Below are 19,465 nucleotides of genomic sequence, written 5' to 3'. Positions count from 1 at the left end.
AGATATTCCATCAGGTTCGTTGCCCCCGGGCCTGGCGGCCCGGGAATCGCCAGCAGGGCTGGCTCCTACAGGGATCGCGTTGCATCAGCGATCCTGTGTGCGTCTGTTACAGCCCCGATTTCAGGCTGGCTTCCAGGTATTCGTCGATATCGCCGTCGAGTACCTTGTCGCAGTCGCTGCGTTCGATGTTGGTGCGCAAGTCCTTGATCCGCGACGCGTCGAGCACGTACGAACGGATCTGGTGACCCCAGCCGATGTCCGACTTGGTGTCTTCCAGCGCCTGGGAAGCGGCGTTGCGCTTCTGCATTTCCTGCTCGTACAACTTGGCCCGCAGCATTTTCATCGCGGTGTCCTTGTTCGCGTGCTGGGAACGTTCGTTCTGGCAGCTGACCACGGTGTTGGTCGGTACGTGGGTGATACGTACGGCCGAGTCGGTGGTGTTTACGTGCTGACCACCGGCACCGGATGAACGATAGGTGTCAATCCGCAGGTCTGCCGGGTTGATTTCGATTTCGACCTTGTCGTCGATCTCTGGCGAGACGAAAACCGCAGAAAACGAAGTGTGGCGACGGTTGCCGGAGTCGAACGGGCTCTTGCGCACCAGACGGTGCACGCCGATCTCGGTGCGCAGCCAGCCAAAGGCGTATTCGCCCTTGATGTGCACGGTCGCACCTTTGATACCGGCGACTTCACCGGCCGACAGCTCCATGATGGTCGCGTCGAAACCGCGTTTGTCCGCCCAGCGCAGGTACATGCGCAGCAGGATGTTGGCCCAGTCCTGGGCCTCGGTGCCGCCGGAACCGGCCTGGATGTCCAGGTAGGCGTTGTTCGGGTCCATCTCGTGGCTGAACATGCGGCGGAATTCAAGCTTGGCCAGTGACTCTTCAAGCCCTTGAAGCAGTTCAACGACGTCGTTTACCGCGCCTTCGTCGTTTTCTTCAACGGCCATGTCGAGCAGCTCGCGGGAATCGGCCAGACCGCTGGACAGCTCATCCAGGGTGTCGACGATCTGCGCCAGCGATGCTCGCTCGCGGCCCAGTTCCTGGGCGTATTCAGGTTTGTTCCAGACTGCAGGATCTTCAAGCTCGCGATTGACTTCGATCAGACGCTCATGCTTTTGATCGTAGTCAAAGATACCCCCGAATAGTTTCGGAGCGCTCGGACAGGTCCTTGATGGTGTTCAGGATCGGGTTGATTTCCATGACGGGCAGCACTCGTTGGCGAACTTTTGAAAGCCGGCGAGTATAACGTAATCACGCGGTCACGGCAGCCCGTCTGGCGGCTGTCGGGGTGAATCACTTGACACATTGCCCTGTAGGAGCTGCCGCAGGCTGCGATCTTTTGATTTTGCATTTTAAGATCAAAAGATCGCAGCCTGCGGCAGCTCCTACAGCAATTGATGGGTTACTCGATACCTACCTGGTTACGGCCATTGTTTTTCGCCTGATACAACCCACGATCCGCCGCCGAAATCAGCAACCGGCAGTCGCTGCCCGCCTGCGGCACCATGGTCGCCAGGCCGATGCTGATGGTAAGGCTCGACCCTTCGCTCGGGGTGTTGTGCGGAATCTTCAGCGCCGCCACGGTCTGGCGCAGCTTCTCTGCCACCAGCCGGGCACCGCCCGGCGAGGTGTTCGGCAGTACCAGCGCGAACTCTTCACCGCCGTAGCGTGCCGGCAGATCCGACGGTCGCGCGCTGGCGTCGCGGATCGCCGTGGCGACCTTGCGCAGCGCCTCATCGCCTTCGACATGGCCAAAGCTGTCGTTGTAGGACTTGAAGTAATCGACGTCGATCATCAACAACGACAACTGGCTCTGATCGCGCAACGAGCGGCGCCATTCCAGCTCCAGGTACTCGTCGAAGTGCCGGCGGTTGGACAGCCCGGTCAGGCCGTCGGAGTTCATCAGCCGTTGCAGCACCAGGTTGGTGTCGAGCAACTGCTGCTGGCTGACGCGCAACGCACGGTACGCCGCATCCCGCTGCAGCAGGGTCATGTAGGAGCGCGAGTGATAGCGAATGCGCGCCACCAGCTCGATGGTGTCCGGCAGCTTCACCAGATAATCGTTGGCCCCGGCGGAGAACGCCGCGCTCTTGATCAGCGGATCTTCCTTGGTCGACAGCACAATGATCGGGATGTCCTTGGTCGCCGGGTGATTGCGGTATTCGCGCACCAGGCTCAGGCCGTCGAGGCCGGGCATCACCAGGTCCTGCAAAATCACCGTCGGCTTGATCCGGACCGCCTGGGCGATGGCCTGGTGCGGATCGGAACAGAAGTGGAAGTCGATGTTCTCTTCATTCGACAGCCCACGGCGCACGGCTTCGCCGATCATCGCCTGATCGTCCACCAACAACACCATGGCGGCGTTTTCGTCGGTTTTAATGTCGTCGATCTGTAAATCATTCATGGGCGGTCACCTGAGTACTGCGGGGGCCAGGATTGCGGAAAACGCTGTTCATTTGGGGAAAACCTCCAGCAATCGTGGCGCTATCTTTTCCAGTGGACGGATTTCGACGGCTGCATCGATGGCCGCTGCGGCCTTGGGCATGCCGTACACCGCACTGCTTTGCTGATCCTGCGCGATGGTCAGGTATCCCTGCTGGCGCATGAGCTTAAGCCCTTGCGCCCCGTCGCGTCCCATTCCGGTCAATAAAACCCCGATGGCATCACCGTTCCAATAGTTGGCGACACTTTCGAAGAAGACGTCGATCGAGGGTCGGTAGATCTCGTTGACCGGCTCGGCGGTGTAGGCCAGCGTGCCGTTTTTCAATAAGCGAATATGGTGATTGGTGCCAGCCAGCAGCACCGCGCCGGCCTGTGGCGGCTCGCCTTCGCGGGCCAGGCGGACGTCCAGGCCACTGGCGCTGGCCAGCCATTCGGCCATGCCCGCCGCAAACACCTGATCGACGTGCTGCACCAGCACAATGGCCGCCGAAAAATCGCGTGGCAGGCCCTTGAGCAATACTTCCAGCGCTGCCGGCCCGCCGGCAGACGAGCCGATCGCCACCAGCCGCTTGCACGACGCCGAACTGCGGTGCGGTGTCGCCACCGGACGCGAGCGCGGGGTTTTCTCGCCGATCAGCCAGCCGATATTGAGGATCTTGCGCAGCAACGGCGCCGCCGCTTCCTGCGCGTTACCGGCCCCCAGAGCCGGGGTATCGACCACATCCAGCGCACCGTGGCCCATGGCTTCGAAGACCCGGTGCACGTTCTGCTGGCGGTCAACCGTAACGATGACGATCGCGCACGGGGTTTCAGCCATGATCCGTCGCGTGGCCTCGACGCCGTCCATGACTGGCATGATCAGATCCATCAGGATCAGATCCGGGGTGTTTTCGGCGCACAGACGCACGGCCTCGGCGCCGTTGCCGGCCACCCAGACCACTTGATGCGCCGGTTCGAAGGCCAGCGCACGGCGCAAAGCCTCCACCGCCAGTGGCATGTCGTTGACGATTGCGATTTTCATGCCCGCGCTCCTCCAATGAGCTCAACCACTGCATCGAGCAGGGCGTCGTCATGAAAACTGGCCTTGGCTAAATAATAGTCGGCGCCCGCATCCAGTCCACGACGGCGGTCCTCTTCACGGTCCTTGTACGAGACCACCATCACTGGTAGCGATTGCAGACGGGTATCGCGGCGCAGCAACGTAACCAGCTCGATGCCGTCCATGCGCGGCATGTCGATGTCGGTGATCAGCAAATCGAAGTCCTCCGAACGCAGCGCGTTCCAGCCGTCCATGCCATCCACCGCGACCGCCACGTCGTAGCCGCGATTGAGTAGCAGCTTGCGCTGCAACTCGCGCACCGTGAGCGAATCGTCGACCACCAGTATCCGTTTGCGCGCCACCTCGGCGGCCTGGTTGCCATGCCGCGCAATACGCTCCAGGCGCCCGGTATTGAGCAGTTTGTCCACCGAGCGCAGCATGTCCTCGACATCGACGATCAGCACCACCGAGCCATCGTCAAGCAGCGCCCCGGCGGAGATGTCCTGCACTTTGCCCAGACGTTCATCCAGCGGCAGCACCACCAGAGTGCGCTCGCCGACAAAACGTTCGACCGCCACGCCATAGACCGCATCGCGCTCGCGGATCACCACGACCTTGAGGGTTTCGCCGCTGCTCTGACTGGCCGGACGATTCAGCAACTGGCTGGCGGCGACCAACCCGACATGTCGGCCTTCGTGCCAGAAATGCTGGCGACCTTCGATCTGCACGATGTCCTGTGGCTCCAGATCGCACATGCGCTCGATGTGCGCCAGCGGAAAGGCATAGGCTTCCTCGCCGACCTCCACCACCAGACTGCGCACCACGGACAGGGTCAGCGGCACTTCCAGATGAAAGCGGCTGCCCTCGCCCGCCGTCTGCTCCAGCACCACTGCGCCGCGCAGCTGCCGGACCATGTGCTGCACCGCGTCGAGGCCGACGCCACGCCCCGACACTTCGGTGACCGTGTCGCGCAGGCTGAAGCCCGGCAGAAACAGGAACGTCAGCAACTCTTCCTCGCTCAATTGTGCGGCGGTTTCGGCCGGTGACAATTGGCGTTCGACGATGCTGCGGCGGACCTTTTCCAGGTCGACGCCATTGCCGTCGTCACTCAGTTCGAGCACCAGCAAACCGGCCTGATGCGAAGCACGCAGGCGGATCAGGCCCTCTTCGGACTTGCCCTTGAGCAGGCGTTGTTCCGGGGTTTCGATGCCGTGGTCGACCGCGTTGCGCAGCAGATGAGTCAGCGGCGCTTCGAGTTTTTCCAGTACGTCGCGGTCGACCTGCGTCTTCTCGCCTTCGATTTCCAGCCGCACCTGTTTGCCGAGACTGCGCCCCAGATCCCGAACCATGCGCACCTGACCGGTGAGCACGTCGGCAAACGGGCGCATGCGGCAGGCCAGCGCGGTGTCGTAGAGCACTTGTGCGCGCTGGCTGGCCTGCCAGGCGAATTCGTCGAGCTCGGCGTTCTTTTCCGCGAGCAATTGCTGGGACTCAGCCAACAGGCGCCGCGCCTCTTCAAGGGCTTCCTGAGCTTCGAGGCTCAGCGCCTGTTCCTTGAGGTGTACGTTGAGGCTTTCCAGCGCCCGCAGACCGTTGTTCTGCATGCGCCTGAGGCGCTGCATGGTCGCCAGATGCGGCTTGAGGCGCTGGGTTTCGACCAGTGATTTACTCGACAGGTCGAGCAGGCTGTTCAGACGTTCGGCAGTGACCCGCAGCACGCGCTCCCCACCTTCGGTGGTGCGTTTGCTCTTGCGCGGCGCCGGGTCGGAGGTTTCCAGCGGTGCATCAACCGCCGGCCTGGGCGCTGGCGGGGGCGGTGGCGGTGGCGTTTCAATCGGCGCAGACGGTGCCTGCATCTGCAATTCGGCCATGGGCGGCGACGCCACGGCGGGCGGTGTCGAAGGGTCGAGCAGGCGGCCCATCAACGCCACATACGCCTCAATGTCCGGCGCTTGCGGGGCATTCGCCGGCGTAGCGATGCGCATCAACAGATCGGTGCCCTGCAACAACGCATCGATGTGTTCGGGGCGCAGCAACAGCCGTTTTTCCTGAGCGCTGACCAGACAATCTTCCATCACGTGGGCAACGCTGACGCCGTTGTCGATGCCGACGATCCGCGCCGCGCCCTTGAGCGAGTGCGCCGCACGCATGCACGATTCCAGATAGTCGGCCTGGGTTGGATTGCGCTCCAGCGCCAGCAGCCCGCTGCTGAGCACCTGGGTCTGGGCTTCGGCTTCCAGGCTGAACAGCTCCAGCAGCGAGGCGTCGCGCATTTGCTCGGGGGTCATGTGAGGCTCCGGGTCACGGCGGACAGCAGCTGTTCTTCATCCAGCCAACGCAAACTGCGCCCGCGGAATTGCAGGACACCACGGGTGTATTTGGCGCTGGCCGTGCTGTTGTGCTCACCGCCGGCACGCGACGCGGCGTCGAGAATGCGTTCGTCGATGGCGTGGATGCCGTCGACCTCATCCACTGGCACCACCACCGGCCCGCCGTGGGCGGCGATGATCAACATGCGCGGCATGATCCGTGCGCCCGTGGCCGGTGCGGCGTTGCCATCCAGATCGAGCAACTCGACCAGCGACAGGCACGCCACCAGCGCCCCGCGCACGTTCGCCACGCCGAGCAGGGCTCGCGAGCGCTGGTGTGGCAACGAGTGGATCGCCTGCAGCGGCGCCACCTCCACCAGACTGCGAGTGGCCAGCCCCAGCCACTCTTCGCCGAGGCGGAACATCAGCAGCGAACGGGTTTTCACATCGCTTTCGACCGCCACGGCGACCGGGTCGCGCTCATCCTGCTGCAACGCATAGCGGTCGAGCAGACGCGTGGCGGCAGCGGAATACACCGCGCAGTTACGGCAATGGATATGCTCGGCCAGCAACGGGCAGGATTTGTCGCCGTGAATGCCGATGCGGTTCCAGCAGTCATCGATGGCCCGCGCGTCTTCGTGGGTGACGTTCAAGGTGTCGGACGGGATCATCGTTTACGCTCACTGTCGGCGGTGCGGCCGCTGCGCGCGGCGCGTTCCTGCAATCGTCTGGCACCGGCGCTGTCACCCTGGGCCTGCAGCAACGCGGCCAGATGCATCAACGCTTCGGGGTGTTGCGGTTCAAGGTACAAGGCCTTGCGGTAATGACTCTGGGCTTCGAGCGCGGCGCCGGCCACGTCGCTGAGCAGGCCGAGCCAGTAGAACACCTGCGCCACCGGTTCGTGACTGCGCAGGTACTGCTCGCACGCCGCACGGGCCTCGGCGCTTTTGCCTTCATTGGCCAGCGCAGCGATGTTGGCGAGCAAGGTCGCCGCGTCCGGGCTGGCGCTTTTGCTGCTGACGGGCAACGATGCAACGCTGGCAAACGGCCGCGGACGCACCGGCGGCGATACTGGCGGCGGAATGCGCAGCGGTTGGCGCACCGGCAAAGGGGTCGGGGTCGGCAATGCCACGGGTTCGGGCATGGGTTCAGCGTGTCGACTGAAGGCAAACGACTGCGGGATGCCAATCGAGCGCATGCCCAGACGCCCGAGCAGACTGCCCTCGGCCGGGCCGATGAACAGCACGCCATCCACGTGAGTCAGACGCTTGAGCACTTCGAACACCTGCTTCTGGGTCGGCTGGTCGAAATAGATCAACAGGTTGCGGCAGAACACGAAATCGAACGGCGGCTCACCCGCCAGCAGCGTCGGATCCAGCACATTGCCGGCCTGCAGGCGCACCTGCTCACGCACCGCTTCGCTGACTCGATGGCCGTCCTGTTCAGCGGTGAAATGGCGCTCGCGAAAGTCCAGATCCTGCCCCCGAAACGAGTTCTTGCCGTACAGCCCGCGCCGCGCCTTGTCCACCGACAGCGGGCTGACATCCATGCCATCGACCTTGAACTGATGGGGCTTGAGCCCGGCATCGAGCAAGGCCATGGCAATCGAGTAGGGTTCTTCACCGGTCGAACACGGCAGGCTGAGGATGCGCAGCGCACGCATGTTGTTCAATTGGTCCAGACGCTTGCGCGCCAGCTTGCCGAGCGTGGCGAAGGATTCCGGGTAACGGAAAAACCAGGTTTCAGGGACGATCACCGCTTCGATCAACGCTTGCTGTTCATCCCGCGAACCTTGCAGCAGTTGCCAGTATTCATCGCTGTGCGCCGCCTGCGAGAGCGTGGTGCGTTGGCGCACCGCGCGCTCGATGATCGCCGGTCCCACCGACGTGACATCCAGACCGATGCGTTCCTTGAGGAAATCGAAAAAACGCTGATCGCTGCTCATGACGGCGTCTCATGCGGCGCGGGAAAGAGCAGGCTGCGCACGGCGTCATCCAGCAAGTCGTTGACCCGCACCCACTGCACCAGGCCCTGGGCATCTTCGCGTACCGGGCCGAGGTACGGCGCCTGACGATTGTCCAGACCATACGGCTGAAAATCCTCGGGATTGCAGCGCAGGGTGTCGGTCGCCTGTTCGAGTATCAGTCCGAGCCAGCGTGGCGACTGCCGTTGATCCGGGCGGTAATGCACCAGCACCAACCGGGTGCTGGTGCGCGCCTCGGCCGGTTGACCGAAGGTCAGCGCACTGAGGTCGATAGCCGGCACCACCGCACCACGATAGGCGAACACCCCGGCGACCCACTTCGGCGCCTGGGCAATTGGCTTCAACGGTACGCGCGGCAGAACCTCCGCCACTTCAGTGGCGCGCAATGCATAGCGTTCGTTGCCGATGCGAAACAGCAGAAACAGCGCCTGTCTGGCCACTGGCGCAGCGCTGCGTTTGGCAGTGATTTCGCTCATCAGACTTTGAATCGCGAAACGCCACTGCGCAGCCCGACGGCCACCTGGCTCAGTTCGTCGATGGCGAAACTGGCCTGACGCAACGACTCGACGGTCTGGCTGCTGGCGTCGCCCAACTGCACCAGCGCATGGTTGATCTGTTCGGCGCCGGTGGCCTGGGCCTGCATGCCTTCGTTGACCATCAACACCCGCGGCGCCAGCGCCTGCACCTGATGGATGATCTGCGACAGTTGCTCGCCGACCTGCTGCACTTCGGCCATGCCCCGGCGCACTTCTTCGGAGAACTTGTCCATGCCCATCACACCGGCAGACACCGCCGACTGGATCTCGCGGACCATCTGTTCAATGTCATACGTGGCGACGGCGGTCTGATCCGCCAGACGCCGCACTTCGGTGGCGACCACGGCAAAACCACGGCCGTACTCACCGGCCTTCTCGGCCTCGATGGCGGCGTTAAGCGACAGCAGGTTGGTCTGGTCGGCAACCTTGACGATGGTCACCACCACCTGATTGATGTTGCCGGCCTTCTCGTTGAGGATCGCCAGTTTCGCGTTGACCAGGTCAGCCGCGCCCATCACCGAGTGCATGGTGTCTTCCATGCGCGCCAGGCCTTGCTGGCCGGACCCGGCGAGCACCGAGGCCTGATCGGCGGCGGTGGACACTTCGGTCATGGTGCGCACCAGATCCCGCGAGGTGGCGGCGATTTCCCGCGAGGTCGCGCCGATTTCGGTGGTGGTGGCGGCGGTTTCGGTGGCGGTGGCCTGTTGCTGCTTCGATGTGGCGGCGATCTCGGTCACCGAGGTGGTCACCTGCACCGACGAACGCTGGGCCTGAGACACCAGCGAGGTCAGCTCGGTCATCATGTCGTTGAAGCCGGTTTCCACCGCGCCGAACTCGTCCTTGCGATCCAGATTCAGACGGCTGCTCAAGTCACCGGTGCGCATGATTTCGAGGATCTTCACGATGCGGTTCATCGGCGCCATGATTGCGCGCATCAGCAGCAGGCCACAGGCACCTGCCGCCAGCACGGCCACCAGCAGCGAGACAAACATGCTGACCTTGGCCGCCGCTACCGCCTCGTCGATGTTGGCCATGGCCTGATCGGCGACCCGCTTGTTCTCACCGATGATGTCGTTGAGTTTCATGCGGCCGGTGTACCAGGCCGGGGTCAGCTTCTCGGTAAACAGCTTGACCGCCTCGGCTTCGAGATTGCGCTTGTGCAGATCGAGTACCTGATCCTGAATCTGCATGTAGGTGTCGTGATCCTTCTCGAACGCAGCGAACTCGACCCGGTCTTCGTCGGTGGTGACGGTGCTGCGATAGTTGGCCATCTGCTCTTGCAGGCGCGTCTCGAACGCCTTGTAGTCCGCCGCATCTTCACTGCTGATGCCCTGCCCCTCCTTGAGCCCCAGCAACTCCTGGGTCTGCAGGTAACTGTCGACCCACGCACCGCGAATCATCGAGCTGTAATAGACGCCGGGAACGGCGTCATCACGCACGCTGCTTTCACTGGCTTCGATTTTCAGCAGGCGGGAATACGAAACAACGACCATCAGCAACATGATGGCGATAATCACCGCAAAGCTCGCCAAAATGCGTTGGCGCAACGTCCAGTTCTTCACAGTGATTCCTCGTGCCTAAGTCGAAATGCGGGGGAGTATAGCCGAGGGCGGTGTTTCATTTATAAGACGCTTTTTAACCCTCGGGCCTGCCAGGCATGGATGGCCGGGAGGCTCTGGGGTGGGACTGTCCGACAATCCGGGGCTGGCGTGCCAGTGCCGGAACGGCAAAAAGGGGCGCTGGATCGGCCATTGCTGTGGATGCGCGGCCTGAAAACGCAATCGTGAGCAGGCTTCGGCGTCTGGCCCAAAACCTTGTAGGAGCTGCGGCACGCTGCGATCTTTTGCTGTTGGCTTAAAAAATCAAAAGATCGCAGCGTACCGCAGCTCCTACATGAATACCGTGCTCAGGCAGTTCTATTGCGATGCCAGGCGCACCTGCTTCTCCAGCTCCACCTTCAACCCCGGCTCTAGCTTCAGTTGCTTGGCCAGTTCCTCCAGATACGCCTTTTCCATAAAGCTCTCCTCATCCACCAGCATCACGCTGGCGATGTACATTTCCGCCGCCATCTCCGGCGTACTCGCGGCGCGGGCGACGTCGCTTGGGTCGAGGGGTTTGTTGAGTTCGGCGTGCAGCCAGTGTTGCAGTTCCTGATCGTTGTCGAGTTTGATGAATTCGCCTTCGATCAATTGGCGCTCGCGATCATCGATATGGCCATCAGCCTTTGCAGCGGCGACCAGTGCTTTGAGAATGGCCTGGCTGTGTTGCTCGGCTTGCGCCGGTGGCAAGCGGTCGAGGGTTTGCGGTTCGGTTTGTGGGGCGGTGCCTTTTTGCGCGTTCCAGTTGCCGTAGGCCTTGTAGGCCAGCACACCCAGTGCTGCGAGGCCGCCGTAGATCGCGACCTTGCCGCCGACCTTGCGTACTTTCTTGTTGCCGAGAAGCAGCCCCATCGCTCCGGCCGCCAGCGCACCACCGCCGGCTCCCGACAGCAGTCCTCCCAGCGCCCCTGAGCCTGAAGACCCACCCAGCAAACCGCCCAGGCCGCCAGCCGTCGGTTTGTTCTGCGCGCCGCCGGCCTTGTTCTGCAACAGATCCTGGCCGGATTTGAGTAGTTGGTCGAGCAATCCACGGGTGTTCATGTTCCGCCTCCAAAGCAGGGGTTATCCGGATCTATCAGGCCCTCAGCCTAGTTCGAAAGTGCCCTGGCCCGGCCTGCGAGTGTGCTTCCAGATGTTGCTCCGCCTGTAGCAGCCCTTCGTGAAAATAGATATACACTCAGGCCAATCGATAAAAACTGCCCACCGGGTACCCTCCTCATGATGACCCTGCGTCAGATCCGTCACTTCATCGCGGTGGCCGAGACCGGCTCGATTTCCGCCGCCGCGCAAACCGCGTTTATTTCCCAATCGACCCTGACCCTCGCCATTCAGCAACTGGAAGAGGAAATCGGCGTCAGCCTGTTCAACCGTCACGCCAAGGGCATGACCTTGACTCATCAGGGTCATCAATTCCTGCGCCAGGCGCATCTGATTCTGGCAACGGTGGATAACGCCAAGCGCAGCCTGCAACAAAGCACCGACCAAGTGGCCGGGCAGTTGATTGTCGGCGTGACCAGTCTGGTGGCCGGTTATTACCTCGCCGATTTGCTCACCCGTTTTCAGCGCGCCTATCCCAATGTCGAGATCCGGGTGATGGAGGACGAGCGACCGTACATCGAACATTTGCTGGTCAGCGGCGAGATCGATGTCGGCGTGCTGATCCTGTCCAACCTCGAAGACCGCCACGCCTTGCAAACCGAAGTGCTGACGCACTCGCCGCACCGTCTGTGGCTGCCGGCCCAGCATCCGCTGCTGGAGCACGACAGTATCAACCTCGCCGATGTTGCCCGCGAACCGCTGATTCAACTGAACGTCGACGAGATGGATCGCAATGCCCAACGCCTGTGGCGCGGTGCCGGGCTGCAACCGAAGATCACCCTGCGCACGGCATCCACCGAAGCCGTGCGAAGCCTTGTCGCAGCCGGTCTGGGCGTGTCGATCCAGCCGGACATGACGTACCGCCCGTGGTCACTGGAGGGCGACATCATCGAAGCACGGCCGATCGCCGACCTCAACCAGACCCTCGACGTCGGTCTGGCCTGGCGCCGTGGGACAGCGCGCCCCGCTCTGGTCGATCCATTCCTGACCGTGGCCCGCGAGCAACCGCACGGCGGACGCAAGCCATCTATTTAATCGAATGCCACCTTCAGTATTTAGAATTTGTCGACCTCGGAGCCGCGCACTAGTCTTGCTGCATCTATAAGACGGTCGGCTCCCGGGCATGGGAGCCACAATGACCACACAAGAAAAGAGATCGCGGAAAATGGCTGGCGTGCAGACCCCGATGTGTACCGCGTTGCTGATCGACGGCGAACTGGTCGCCGGGCAGGGTTTTGTCGAACCGATCCTTAACCCGGCCACCGGTGAAATCCTCACCCACATCGCCGAGGCCAGCACCGAGCAGGTCGAAACCGCGATTCTCGCCGCCCACCGCGCGTTTGCCGAATGGTCGCGCACCACACCGCAACAACGCTCGAATCTGTTGCTGGACATCGCCAACGCGGTGGAAAAACACGCCGATCACCTCGCCCGCCTCGAAGCGCTGAATTGCGGCAAGCCGCTGCACCTGGCGCGGCAGGACGACCTGTCTGCGACTGTCGATGTGTTCCGCTTCTTTGCCGGTGCCGTACGCTGCCAGACCGGTCAGCTCAGCGGCGAATACCTGCCGGGCTACACCAGCATGGTGCGCCGCGATCCGATTGGGGTCGTCGCCTCGATTGCGCCGTGGAACTACCCGATCATGATGGCCGCGTGGAAAATCGCCCCGGCCCTCGCCGCTGGCAATACGCTGGTGTTCAAACCCTCGGAACACACACCGCTGTCGATCCTCGCGCTGGCGCCAGCGCTGGCCGAGATCCTGCCGCGCGGGGTGATCAACATCCTCTGCGGTGGCGGTGAAGGCGTCGGCAGCCATCTGGTCGGACATGCCAAGGTGCGCATGGTCTCGCTGACCGGCGATATCGTTACCGGGCAGAAAATCCTGCAAGCCGCTGCAAAAACCCTCAAGCGCACGCATCTGGAACTCGGCGGCAAAGCCCCGGTGATCGTCTGCAACGACGCCGACCTGCAAGCGGTGGTCGACGGCGTGCGCACCTACGGTTACTACAACGCCGGTCAGGACTGCACCGCCGCGTGCCGCATCTACGCGCAAGCCGGGATTCACGACAAACTGGTTGCCGAACTGGGTGCGGCAGTCAGCAGCCTGCGCTTCGCCGGCAAGCGCGATGCCGACAACGAGATCGGCCCGCTGATCAGTACCCGCCAGCGCGACCGCGTCGCCAGTTTCGTCGAACGTGCCCTCGGCCAGCCGCACATCGAGCGGGTGACCGGCGCGGCGGTGCATTCCGGCGCCGGGTTCTTTTACCAGCCGACGCTGCTGGCCGGTTGCAAGCAAACGGATGAAATCGTCCAGCGCGAAGTGTTCGGCCCGGTGGTGACCGTGACCCGCTTCGACGAACTCGCACAAGCGGTGGAGTGGGCCAACGACTCCGAATACGGCCTCGCCTCGTCGGTGTGGACACAGAATCTGGACAAGGCAATGCAGGTCGCCGCCCGCTTGCAGTACGGCTGCACCTGGATCAACAGCCATTTCATGCTGGTCAGCGAAATGCCCCACGGCGGACTGAAACGTTCCGGATACGGCAAAGACTTGTCCAGTGATTCGCTGCAGGACTACAGCGTGGTGCGGCACATCATGGCCCGCCACGGCCAGCATCTCTGACTACGCTAATAACAAGCCGCCAACGGCATGCTGCACCGCGTTCACAACTGCCCCGACCATAATTTAAAGAAGAGGGTTCAACCATGTTCGTGCACAAGACCGCACTGCTCAGTGCAATCACCACGGCCCTGCTGGCCAGCGCCAGCCTGCAAGCCGCCGAGCCGCTGAAGGCCGTCGGCGCCGGCGAAGGTCAGCTGGATATCGTGGCCTGGCCCGGCTACATCGAACGTGGCGAGAGCGACAAGGCTTACGACTGGGTCACCGGTTTCGAAAAAGAAACCGGCTGCAAGGTCAATGTGAAGACTGCCGCCACCTCCGACGAAATGGTCAGCCTGATGGCCAAGGGCGGTTACGACCTAGTCACCGCGTCCGGTGATGCGTCGTTGCGCTTGATCGTCGGCAAACGCGTGCAACCGATCAACACCGCGTTGATCCCGAACTGGAACACCCTCGATCCACGCCTGAAAGATGCGCCATGGTACGTGGTCAACAAGCAGACCTACGGCACCCCGTATCAGTGGGGCCCGAACGTGCTGATGTACAACACCAACGTGTTCAAGACGCCGCCGACCAGCTGGAATGTGCTGTTCGACGCGCAGAACTTCCCCGACGGCAAGCCGAACAAGGGCCGCGTGCAGGCCTATGACGGGCCGATCTACATCGCTGATGCGGCGCTGTACCTGAAAACCGCCAAGCCTGAGCTGGGGATCAAGGATCCGTATCAATTGACCGAAGCACAGTACAAAGCGGTGCTCGATCTGTTGCGTGCGCAGCAGCCATTGATCCACCGCTACTGGCATGACACCACGGTGCAGATGAGCGACTTCAAGAACGAAGGTGTGGTGGCGTCGAGTGCCTGGCCGTATCAGGTCAACGGCCTGATCAATGAGAAACAGCCGATTGCCTCGACCATTCCGAAAGAAGGCGCCACCGGTTGGGCCGACACCACCATGCTGCACGCCGAGGCCAAGCACCCGAACTGCGCGTACAAGTGGATGGACTGGTCACTGCAGCCGAAAGTCCAGGGTGACGTGGCGGCGTGGTTTGGTTCGCTGCCAGCCGTGCCGGCAGCGTGCAAGGAAAGCGAACTGCTCGGCGCCGAGGGTTGCAAGACCAATGGCTTCGACCAGTTCGACAAGATCGCCTTCTGGAAAACCCCGCAGGCTGAAGGCGGCAAATTCGTGCCGTACAGCCGCTGGACCCAGGACTACATCGCGATCATGGGCGGCCGCTGACACGCCGCTCACCTGTGGCGAGGGAGCTTGCTCCCGCTGGGTGGCGAAGCCGCCCCAAGACCTGTCAATGCGGTTTGCCAGTCAAATCGCATGTGGCCAATTTGGGAGTGCTGCGCACTCCAGCGGGAGCAAGCTCCCTCGCCACAAAAGAAACAAGATTCAGCTTTTTCAGAAGTCCAGGTAGGGCCGCTGCGACAGCCCGCGCCTTTTTGGAGCACCGCACCATGACGCTTGCAGTCCAGTTCACCAACGTTTCCCGGCAGTTCGGCGAGGTGAAGGCCGTTGACCGGGTTTCCATCGATATCCAGGACGGCGAGTTCTTTTCCATGCTCGGCCCATCCGGCTCGGGCAAAACCACCTGCCTGCGCCTGATCGCCGGGTTCGAACAACCGAGCGCCGGCTCGATCCGCATTCACGGCGCTGAAGCGGCCGGTCTGCCACCGTATCAACGTGATGTAAACACTGTCTTCCAGGACTACGCGCTGTTCCCGCACATGAACGTGCTGGACAACGTCGCCTACGGCTTGAAGGTCAAAGGCGTGAGTAAAACCGAGCGCCACAAGCGCGCCGAAGAGGCGTTGGCCATGGTCGCCCTCGGCGGCTACGGCGCACGCAAACCGGTGCAGTTGTCCGGCGGTCAGCGCCAGCGTGTCGCCCTCGCCCGCGCCTTGGTCAATCGCCCGCGCGTGCTGCTGCTCGACGAGCCGCTCGGCGCCCTCGACCTGAAACTGCGCGAGCAAATGCAGAGCGAACTGAAGAAGCTGCAACGCCAGCTCGGCATCACTTTCATCTTCGTCACTCACGACCAGACCGAGGCGCTGTCGATGTCCGATCGCGTGGCGGTGTTCAACAAGGGCCGCATCGAACAGGTCGACACCCCGCGCAATTTGTACATGAAACCGACCACCACCTTCGTCGCCGAATTCGTCGGCACTTCCAATGTGATTCGCGGCGACCTGGCGCGCCAGCTCAGCGGTCATCCGCAGCCGTTTTCGATTCGCCCCGAGCACGTGCGCTTCGCCGACGGCCCGCTGGCCAGCCACGAAATCGAAGTCAGTGGCGTGCTGCATGACATCCAGTATCAGGGCAGCGCGACGCGCTATGAACTGACCCTGGAAAACGGCCAGACCCTGAGCATCAGCCACGCCAACAATCAGTGGATCGACAGCAGCGCGCAGCACCAGACCGGCCAGCGTCTGCGTGCACGCTGGGCGCGGGAAGCCATGATTGCGCTGCACGACACTGTCTCGAGCGGGGTGTGAGATGAGCACGCTCGCAATGACTCAAGCACCGCCCTTGCGGCGATTTTCCAACCTGCTCTATCGCAAGCCGAATCTGTATCTGTCGCTGCTGCTGGTACCACCATTGCTGTGGTTTGGCGCGATCTACCTCGGCTCGCTGCTGGTGCTGTTGTGGCAGGGTTTCTACACCTTCGACGACTTCACCATGGCGGTCACCCCTGACCTGACCCTGGCCAATTTTGCCGCGCTGTTCCAGCCGTCGAACTTCGACATCATCCTGCGCACGCTGAGCATGGCCATCGTGGTGTCGATCGCCAGCGCCATCGTCGCGTTCCCGATTGCCTATTACATGGCCCGCTACACCACGGGCAAGACCAAGGCGTTTTTCTACATCGCGGTGATGCTGCCGATGTGGGCCAGTTACATCGTCAAGGCCTATGCGTGGACGTTGCTGCTGGCCAAGGGCGGCGTGGCGCAGTGGTTCGTGCAGCATCTGGGGCTGGAGCCGGTGTTGCAGTTCATCCTCGGCATTCCCGGGGTCGGCGGCAGCACCTTGTCGACCTCGCATCTGGGACGCTTCATGGTCTTTGTCTATATCTGGTTGCCGTTCATGATCCTGCCGATTCAGGCCTCGCTGGAGCGTCTGCCGCCGTCGCTGCTGCAGGCCTCCGCCGACCTCGGGGCCAAGCCGCGCCAGACCTTCATGCAGGTGATTCTGCCGCTGTCGGTGCCGGGTATTGCTGCCGGCTCGATCTTCACGTTTTCGCTGACCCTGGGCGACTTCATCGTGCCGCAACTGGTCGGCCCGCCGGGCTACTTCGTCGGCAGCATGGTCTACGCCCAGCAAGGCGCGATCGGCAACATGCCGATGGCGGCGGCGTTCACGCTGGTGCCGATTGTGTTGATCGCCATTTACCTGTCCATCGTCAAACGACTGGGGGCCTTCGATGCACTCTGAAAAAGCCTCTATCGGTCTGCGCATCGCAGCCTGGGGCGGGTTGGTGTTTCTGCACTTCCCGATCCTGATCATCTTCCTTTACGCCTTCAACACCGAGGAAGCGGCGTTCAGCTTTCCGCCAAAGGGCTTCACCCTGCACTGGTTCAGCGTGGCGTTTTCGCGCCCGGATGTGCTGGAGGCGATCAAGCTCTCGTTGCAGATTGCCGCTATCGCCACCTTGATCGCGATGGTGCTCGGCACATTGGCTTCAGCTGCGTTGTATCGCCGGGACTTCTTCGGCAAGCAGGGCATTTCGCTGATGCTGATCTTGCCGATTGCGCTGCCGGGGATCATCACCGGGATCGCGCTGCTGGCGACGTTCAAAACGCTGGGGATCGAGCCGGGGATGTTCACCATCATTGTTGGTCACGCGACGTTCTGCGTGGTGATCGTCTACAACAACGTCATCGCCCGCCTGCGGCGTACTTCGCACAGCTTGATCGAGGCCTCGATGGATCTGGGTGCCGATGGCTGGCAGACCTTCCGCTACATCATCCTGCCGAACCTCGGCTCGGCGCTGTTGGCCGGCGGCATGCTCGCCTTTGCGCTGTCGTTCGACGAAATCATCGTCACCACGTTTACCGCCGGGCATGAGCGCACATTGCCGCTGTGGTTGCTCAATCAACTCAGCCGTCCTCGAGACGTGCCGGTGACCAATGTCGTCGCGATGCTGGTGATGATGGTGACCATGCTGCCGATCCTAGGAGCGTATTACCTGACCCGGGGTGGCGAGAGTGTCGCCGGTAGCGGTGGCAAATAATTCATGACAGACACCACTTTCCCCCTGTGGGAGCGAGCTTGCTCGCGAAGAGGCCATGACATCCAACATTGATGTCGACTGGCGCACCGCTTTCGCGAGCAAGCTCGCTCCCACAGGGATCTCGATTCGGACAGAACAATAAAAGTGTTAGCGAGGACAATGAAATGCAAACCAGACTCTTGATCAACGGCCACCTGGTCAACGGCGAAGGCCCGGCGCAACCGGTGCTCAACCCGGCGCTCGGCAGCGTACTGGTGGAAATCAATGAAGCCTCCGAGGCCCAGGTCGATGCCGCCGTGCGCGCCGCCGATAACGCATTCGCCGAGTGGTCGCAAACCACACCGAAAGACCGTTCGCTGCTGCTGCTCAAACTCGCCGACGCCATCGAAGCCCACGGCGAAGAACTGGCCAAACTGGAATCGGACAACTGCGGCAAACCCTACAGCGCCGCGCTGAATGACGAGATTCCGGCGATTGCCGACGTGTTCCGTTTCTTCGCCGGCGCCAGCCGTTGCATGAGCGGTTCGGCCGGTGGTGAATACCTGCCCGGCCACACCTCAATGATTCGCCGCGACCCGGTGGGCGTGATCGCCTCGATTGCGCCGTGGAACTACCCGCTGATGATGGTCGCCTGGAAAATCGCCCCGGCCCTCGCTGCCGGTAATACCGTGGTGCTCAAGCCGTCGGAACAAACCCCGCTGACCGCGTTGCGTCTGGCCGAACTGGCGTCGGACATCTTCCCGGCCGGTGTACTCAATCTGGTGTTCGGGCGTGGGCCTACCGTCGGCAGCCCGTTGGTCACGCATCCGAAAGTGCGCATGGTTTCTCTGACCGGCTCGATTGCCACAGGCTCGAACATCATTTCCAGCACCGCCGACAGCGTCAAACGCCTGCACATGGAACTGGGCGGCAAGGCGCCGGTGATCATCTTCGACGACGCCGATATCGATGCTGCGGTGGAAGGTATTCGCACCTTCGGTTTCTACAACGCCGGGCAGGACTGCACCGCCGCGTGCCGGATCTATGCGCAGCAGGGCATTTACGAAAAATTCGTCGAGAAGCTCGGCGCGGCGGTCAGCAGCATCAAGTATGGCTTGCAGGAAGATCCATCGACTGAGCTTGGGCCGTTGATCACTGCGCAACATCGCGACCGCGTCGCTGGTTTTGTCGAACGTGCCGTGGCGCAGCCGCACATTCGCTTGATCACCGGCGGCAAGGCTGTGGAAGGCAACGGCTTCTTCTTCGAACCGACGGTGCTGGCCGACGCGCAGCAGGATGACGAAATCGTGCGCCGTGAAGTATTCGGGCCGGTGGTGTCGGTAACCAAGTTCACCGATGAAGCGCAGGCGCTGGAGTGGGCCAACGATTCGGACTACGGCCTCGCCTCCTCGGTGTGGACGGCGGACGTCGGACGCGCGCATCGCTTGTCCGCGCGGTTGCAGTACGGCTGCACCTGGGTCAACACGCACTTCATGCTCGTCAGCGAAATGCCCCATGGCGGTCAGAAATTGTCCGGTTATGGCAAGGACATGTCCATGTATGGGCTGGAGGACTACACCACGGTCCGGCATGTGATGTTCAAGCACTAAAAGCATCGCTGG

General features: G+C 62.2%; 16 protein-coding genes. 7 read left to right on the top strand and 9 right to left on the bottom strand.

Translation table 11 applies throughout. The features are described 5' to 3' along the window. Positions 1–106 precede the first annotated feature (106 nt). The 9 genes from prfB to HXW87_RS09250 form a co-directional block, all read right to left on the bottom strand. Positions 107–1,202, bottom strand: a protein-coding gene (gene prfB, locus HXW87_RS09290; protein ID WP_096795805.1) for a peptide chain release factor 2 whose coding sequence is annotated in 2 segments (ribosomal slippage) — positions 107–1,129 and positions 1,131–1,202 — 1,095 coding nt in all. Because the reading frame shifts where the segments join, the coding sequence is not laid out codon by codon here. Positions 1,203–1,404: 202 nt separating this feature from the next. Beyond that, complete coding sequence (locus HXW87_RS09285) at positions 1,405–2,406, bottom strand: PleD family two-component system response regulator (protein ID WP_041063261.1); 1,002 nt, start codon at positions 2,404–2,406, stop codon at positions 1,405–1,407. Between the two features lie 48 nt (positions 2,407–2,454). Continuing rightward, positions 2,455–3,465: a chemotaxis response regulator protein-glutamate methylesterase gene (locus HXW87_RS09280; protein ID WP_121183879.1), complete on the bottom strand. Its 1,011-nt coding sequence runs from the start codon at positions 3,463–3,465 to the stop codon at positions 2,455–2,457. Then, complete coding sequence (locus HXW87_RS09275; protein WP_239778804.1) at positions 3,462–5,771, bottom strand: hybrid sensor histidine kinase/response regulator; 2,310 nt, start codon at positions 5,769–5,771, stop codon at positions 3,462–3,464. The genes HXW87_RS09280 and HXW87_RS09275 overlap by 4 nt, the downstream gene beginning before the upstream one ends. Then, positions 5,768–6,463: a chemotaxis protein CheW gene (locus HXW87_RS09270; protein WP_047292794.1), complete on the bottom strand. Its 696-nt coding sequence runs from the start codon at positions 6,461–6,463 to the stop codon at positions 5,768–5,770. Before HXW87_RS09270 ends, HXW87_RS09275 begins: the two co-directional genes overlap by 4 nt. Further along, positions 6,460–7,737 carry a CheR family methyltransferase gene (locus HXW87_RS09265; protein WP_239778803.1) on the bottom strand — a complete coding sequence of 426 codons (1,278 nt, stop codon included), beginning with the start codon at positions 7,735–7,737 and terminating at the stop codon, positions 6,460–6,462. The genes HXW87_RS09270 and HXW87_RS09265 overlap by 4 nt, the downstream gene beginning before the upstream one ends. Then, on the bottom strand, positions 7,734–8,252 hold the full coding sequence (locus tag HXW87_RS09260) for a chemotaxis protein CheW (RefSeq protein WP_182403940.1): 519 nt from the start codon (positions 8,250–8,252) through the stop codon (positions 7,734–7,736). The genes HXW87_RS09265 and HXW87_RS09260 overlap by 4 nt, the downstream gene beginning before the upstream one ends. Next, a complete protein-coding gene (locus HXW87_RS09255) occupies positions 8,252–9,874 on the bottom strand; it encodes a methyl-accepting chemotaxis protein (protein WP_041063242.1) in 1,623 nt (540 codons plus the stop codon). The genes HXW87_RS09260 and HXW87_RS09255 overlap by 1 nt, the downstream gene beginning before the upstream one ends. 354 nt (positions 9,875–10,228) lie before the next feature. After that, a complete protein-coding gene (locus tag HXW87_RS09250) occupies positions 10,229–10,951 on the bottom strand; it encodes a tellurite resistance TerB family protein (protein ID WP_047292787.1) in 723 nt (240 codons plus the stop codon). Between the two features lie 177 nt (positions 10,952–11,128). Here HXW87_RS09250 and HXW87_RS09245 point away from each other — a divergent pair, with 177 nt between their 5' ends. The 7 genes from HXW87_RS09245 to HXW87_RS09215 all read left to right on the top strand — a co-directional run bounded on the left by HXW87_RS09245 (position 11,129) and on the right by HXW87_RS09215 (position 19,453). After that, positions 11,129–12,043: a LysR family transcriptional regulator gene (locus HXW87_RS09245; protein ID WP_007954670.1), complete on the top strand. Its 915-nt coding sequence runs from the start codon at positions 11,129–11,131 to the stop codon at positions 12,041–12,043. Between the two features lie 130 nt (positions 12,044–12,173). Then, positions 12,174–13,631 (top strand): gamma-aminobutyraldehyde dehydrogenase, encoded by a 1,458-nt coding sequence (locus HXW87_RS09240; RefSeq protein WP_239778802.1) that lies wholly within the window; start codon positions 12,174–12,176, stop codon positions 13,629–13,631. A gap of 83 nt (positions 13,632–13,714) precedes the next feature. Continuing rightward, positions 13,715–14,866, top strand: a complete 1,152-nt coding sequence (ydcS, locus tag HXW87_RS09235) for a putative ABC transporter substrate-binding protein YdcS (RefSeq protein WP_095667415.1) — start codon at positions 13,715–13,717, stop codon at positions 14,864–14,866. A 224-nt stretch (positions 14,867–15,090) separates the two neighbouring features. Beyond that, positions 15,091–16,128 carry an ABC transporter ATP-binding protein gene (locus HXW87_RS09230; RefSeq protein ID WP_047292780.1) on the top strand — a complete coding sequence of 346 codons (1,038 nt, stop codon included), beginning with the start codon at positions 15,091–15,093 and terminating at the stop codon, positions 16,126–16,128. Between the two features lies 1 nt (position 16,129). Further along, positions 16,130–17,065: an ABC transporter permease gene (locus HXW87_RS09225; RefSeq protein ID WP_047292778.1), complete on the top strand. Its 936-nt coding sequence runs from the start codon at positions 16,130–16,132 to the stop codon at positions 17,063–17,065. Beyond that, complete coding sequence (locus HXW87_RS09220) at positions 17,055–17,864, top strand: ABC transporter permease (RefSeq protein ID WP_047292776.1); 810 nt, start codon at positions 17,055–17,057, stop codon at positions 17,862–17,864. Before HXW87_RS09225 ends, HXW87_RS09220 begins: the two co-directional genes overlap by 11 nt. 164 nt (positions 17,865–18,028) lie before the next feature. Then, positions 18,029–19,453 carry a gamma-aminobutyraldehyde dehydrogenase gene (locus HXW87_RS09215; protein WP_239778801.1) on the top strand — a complete coding sequence of 475 codons (1,425 nt, stop codon included), beginning with the start codon at positions 18,029–18,031 and terminating at the stop codon, positions 19,451–19,453. Positions 19,454–19,465 lie beyond the last annotated feature (12 nt).

The organism is Pseudomonas sp. Y5-11, assembly GCF_022368695.1.
In the GTDB taxonomy this organism is placed as follows: Bacteria; Pseudomonadota; Gammaproteobacteria; order Pseudomonadales; family Pseudomonadaceae; genus Aquipseudomonas; species Aquipseudomonas parakoreensis.
The sequence above is the reverse complement of the archived record's forward strand: the minus strand, read 5'-3'. Positions and strand labels throughout refer to the sequence as shown.

Coding starts and splice junctions, on each gene's coding strand:
- HXW87_RS09285 (WP_041063261.1), bottom strand. CDS start 2,406: ATGAATGATTTACAGATCGACGACATTAAAACCGACGAAAACGCCGCC.
- HXW87_RS09280 (WP_121183879.1), bottom strand. CDS start 3,465: ATGAAAATCGCAATCGTCAACGACATGCCACTGGCGGTGGAGGCTTTG.
- HXW87_RS09275 (WP_239778804.1), bottom strand. CDS start 5,771: ATGACCCCCGAGCAAATGCGCGACGCCTCGCTGCTGGAGCTGTTCAGC.
- HXW87_RS09270 (WP_047292794.1), bottom strand. CDS start 6,463: ATGATCCCGTCCGACACCTTGAACGTCACCCACGAAGACGCGCGGGCC.
- HXW87_RS09265 (WP_239778803.1), bottom strand. CDS start 7,737: ATGAGCAGCGATCAGCGTTTTTTCGATTTCCTCAAGGAACGCATCGGT.
- HXW87_RS09260 (WP_182403940.1), bottom strand. CDS start 8,252: ATGAGCGAAATCACTGCCAAACGCAGCGCTGCGCCAGTGGCCAGACAG.
- HXW87_RS09250 (WP_047292787.1), bottom strand. CDS start 10,951: ATGAACACCCGTGGATTGCTCGACCAACTACTCAAATCCGGCCAGGAT.
- HXW87_RS09245 (WP_007954670.1), top strand. CDS start 11,129: ATGATGACCCTGCGTCAGATCCGTCACTTCATCGCGGTGGCCGAGACC.
- HXW87_RS09240 (WP_239778802.1), top strand. CDS start 12,174: ATGGCTGGCGTGCAGACCCCGATGTGTACCGCGTTGCTGATCGACGGC.
- ydcS (WP_095667415.1), top strand. CDS start 13,715: ATGTTCGTGCACAAGACCGCACTGCTCAGTGCAATCACCACGGCCCTG.
- HXW87_RS09230 (WP_047292780.1), top strand. CDS start 15,091: ATGACGCTTGCAGTCCAGTTCACCAACGTTTCCCGGCAGTTCGGCGAG.
- HXW87_RS09225 (WP_047292778.1), top strand. CDS start 16,130: ATGAGCACGCTCGCAATGACTCAAGCACCGCCCTTGCGGCGATTTTCC.
- HXW87_RS09220 (WP_047292776.1), top strand. CDS start 17,055: ATGCACTCTGAAAAAGCCTCTATCGGTCTGCGCATCGCAGCCTGGGGC.
- HXW87_RS09215 (WP_239778801.1), top strand. CDS start 18,029: ATGCAAACCAGACTCTTGATCAACGGCCACCTGGTCAACGGCGAAGGC.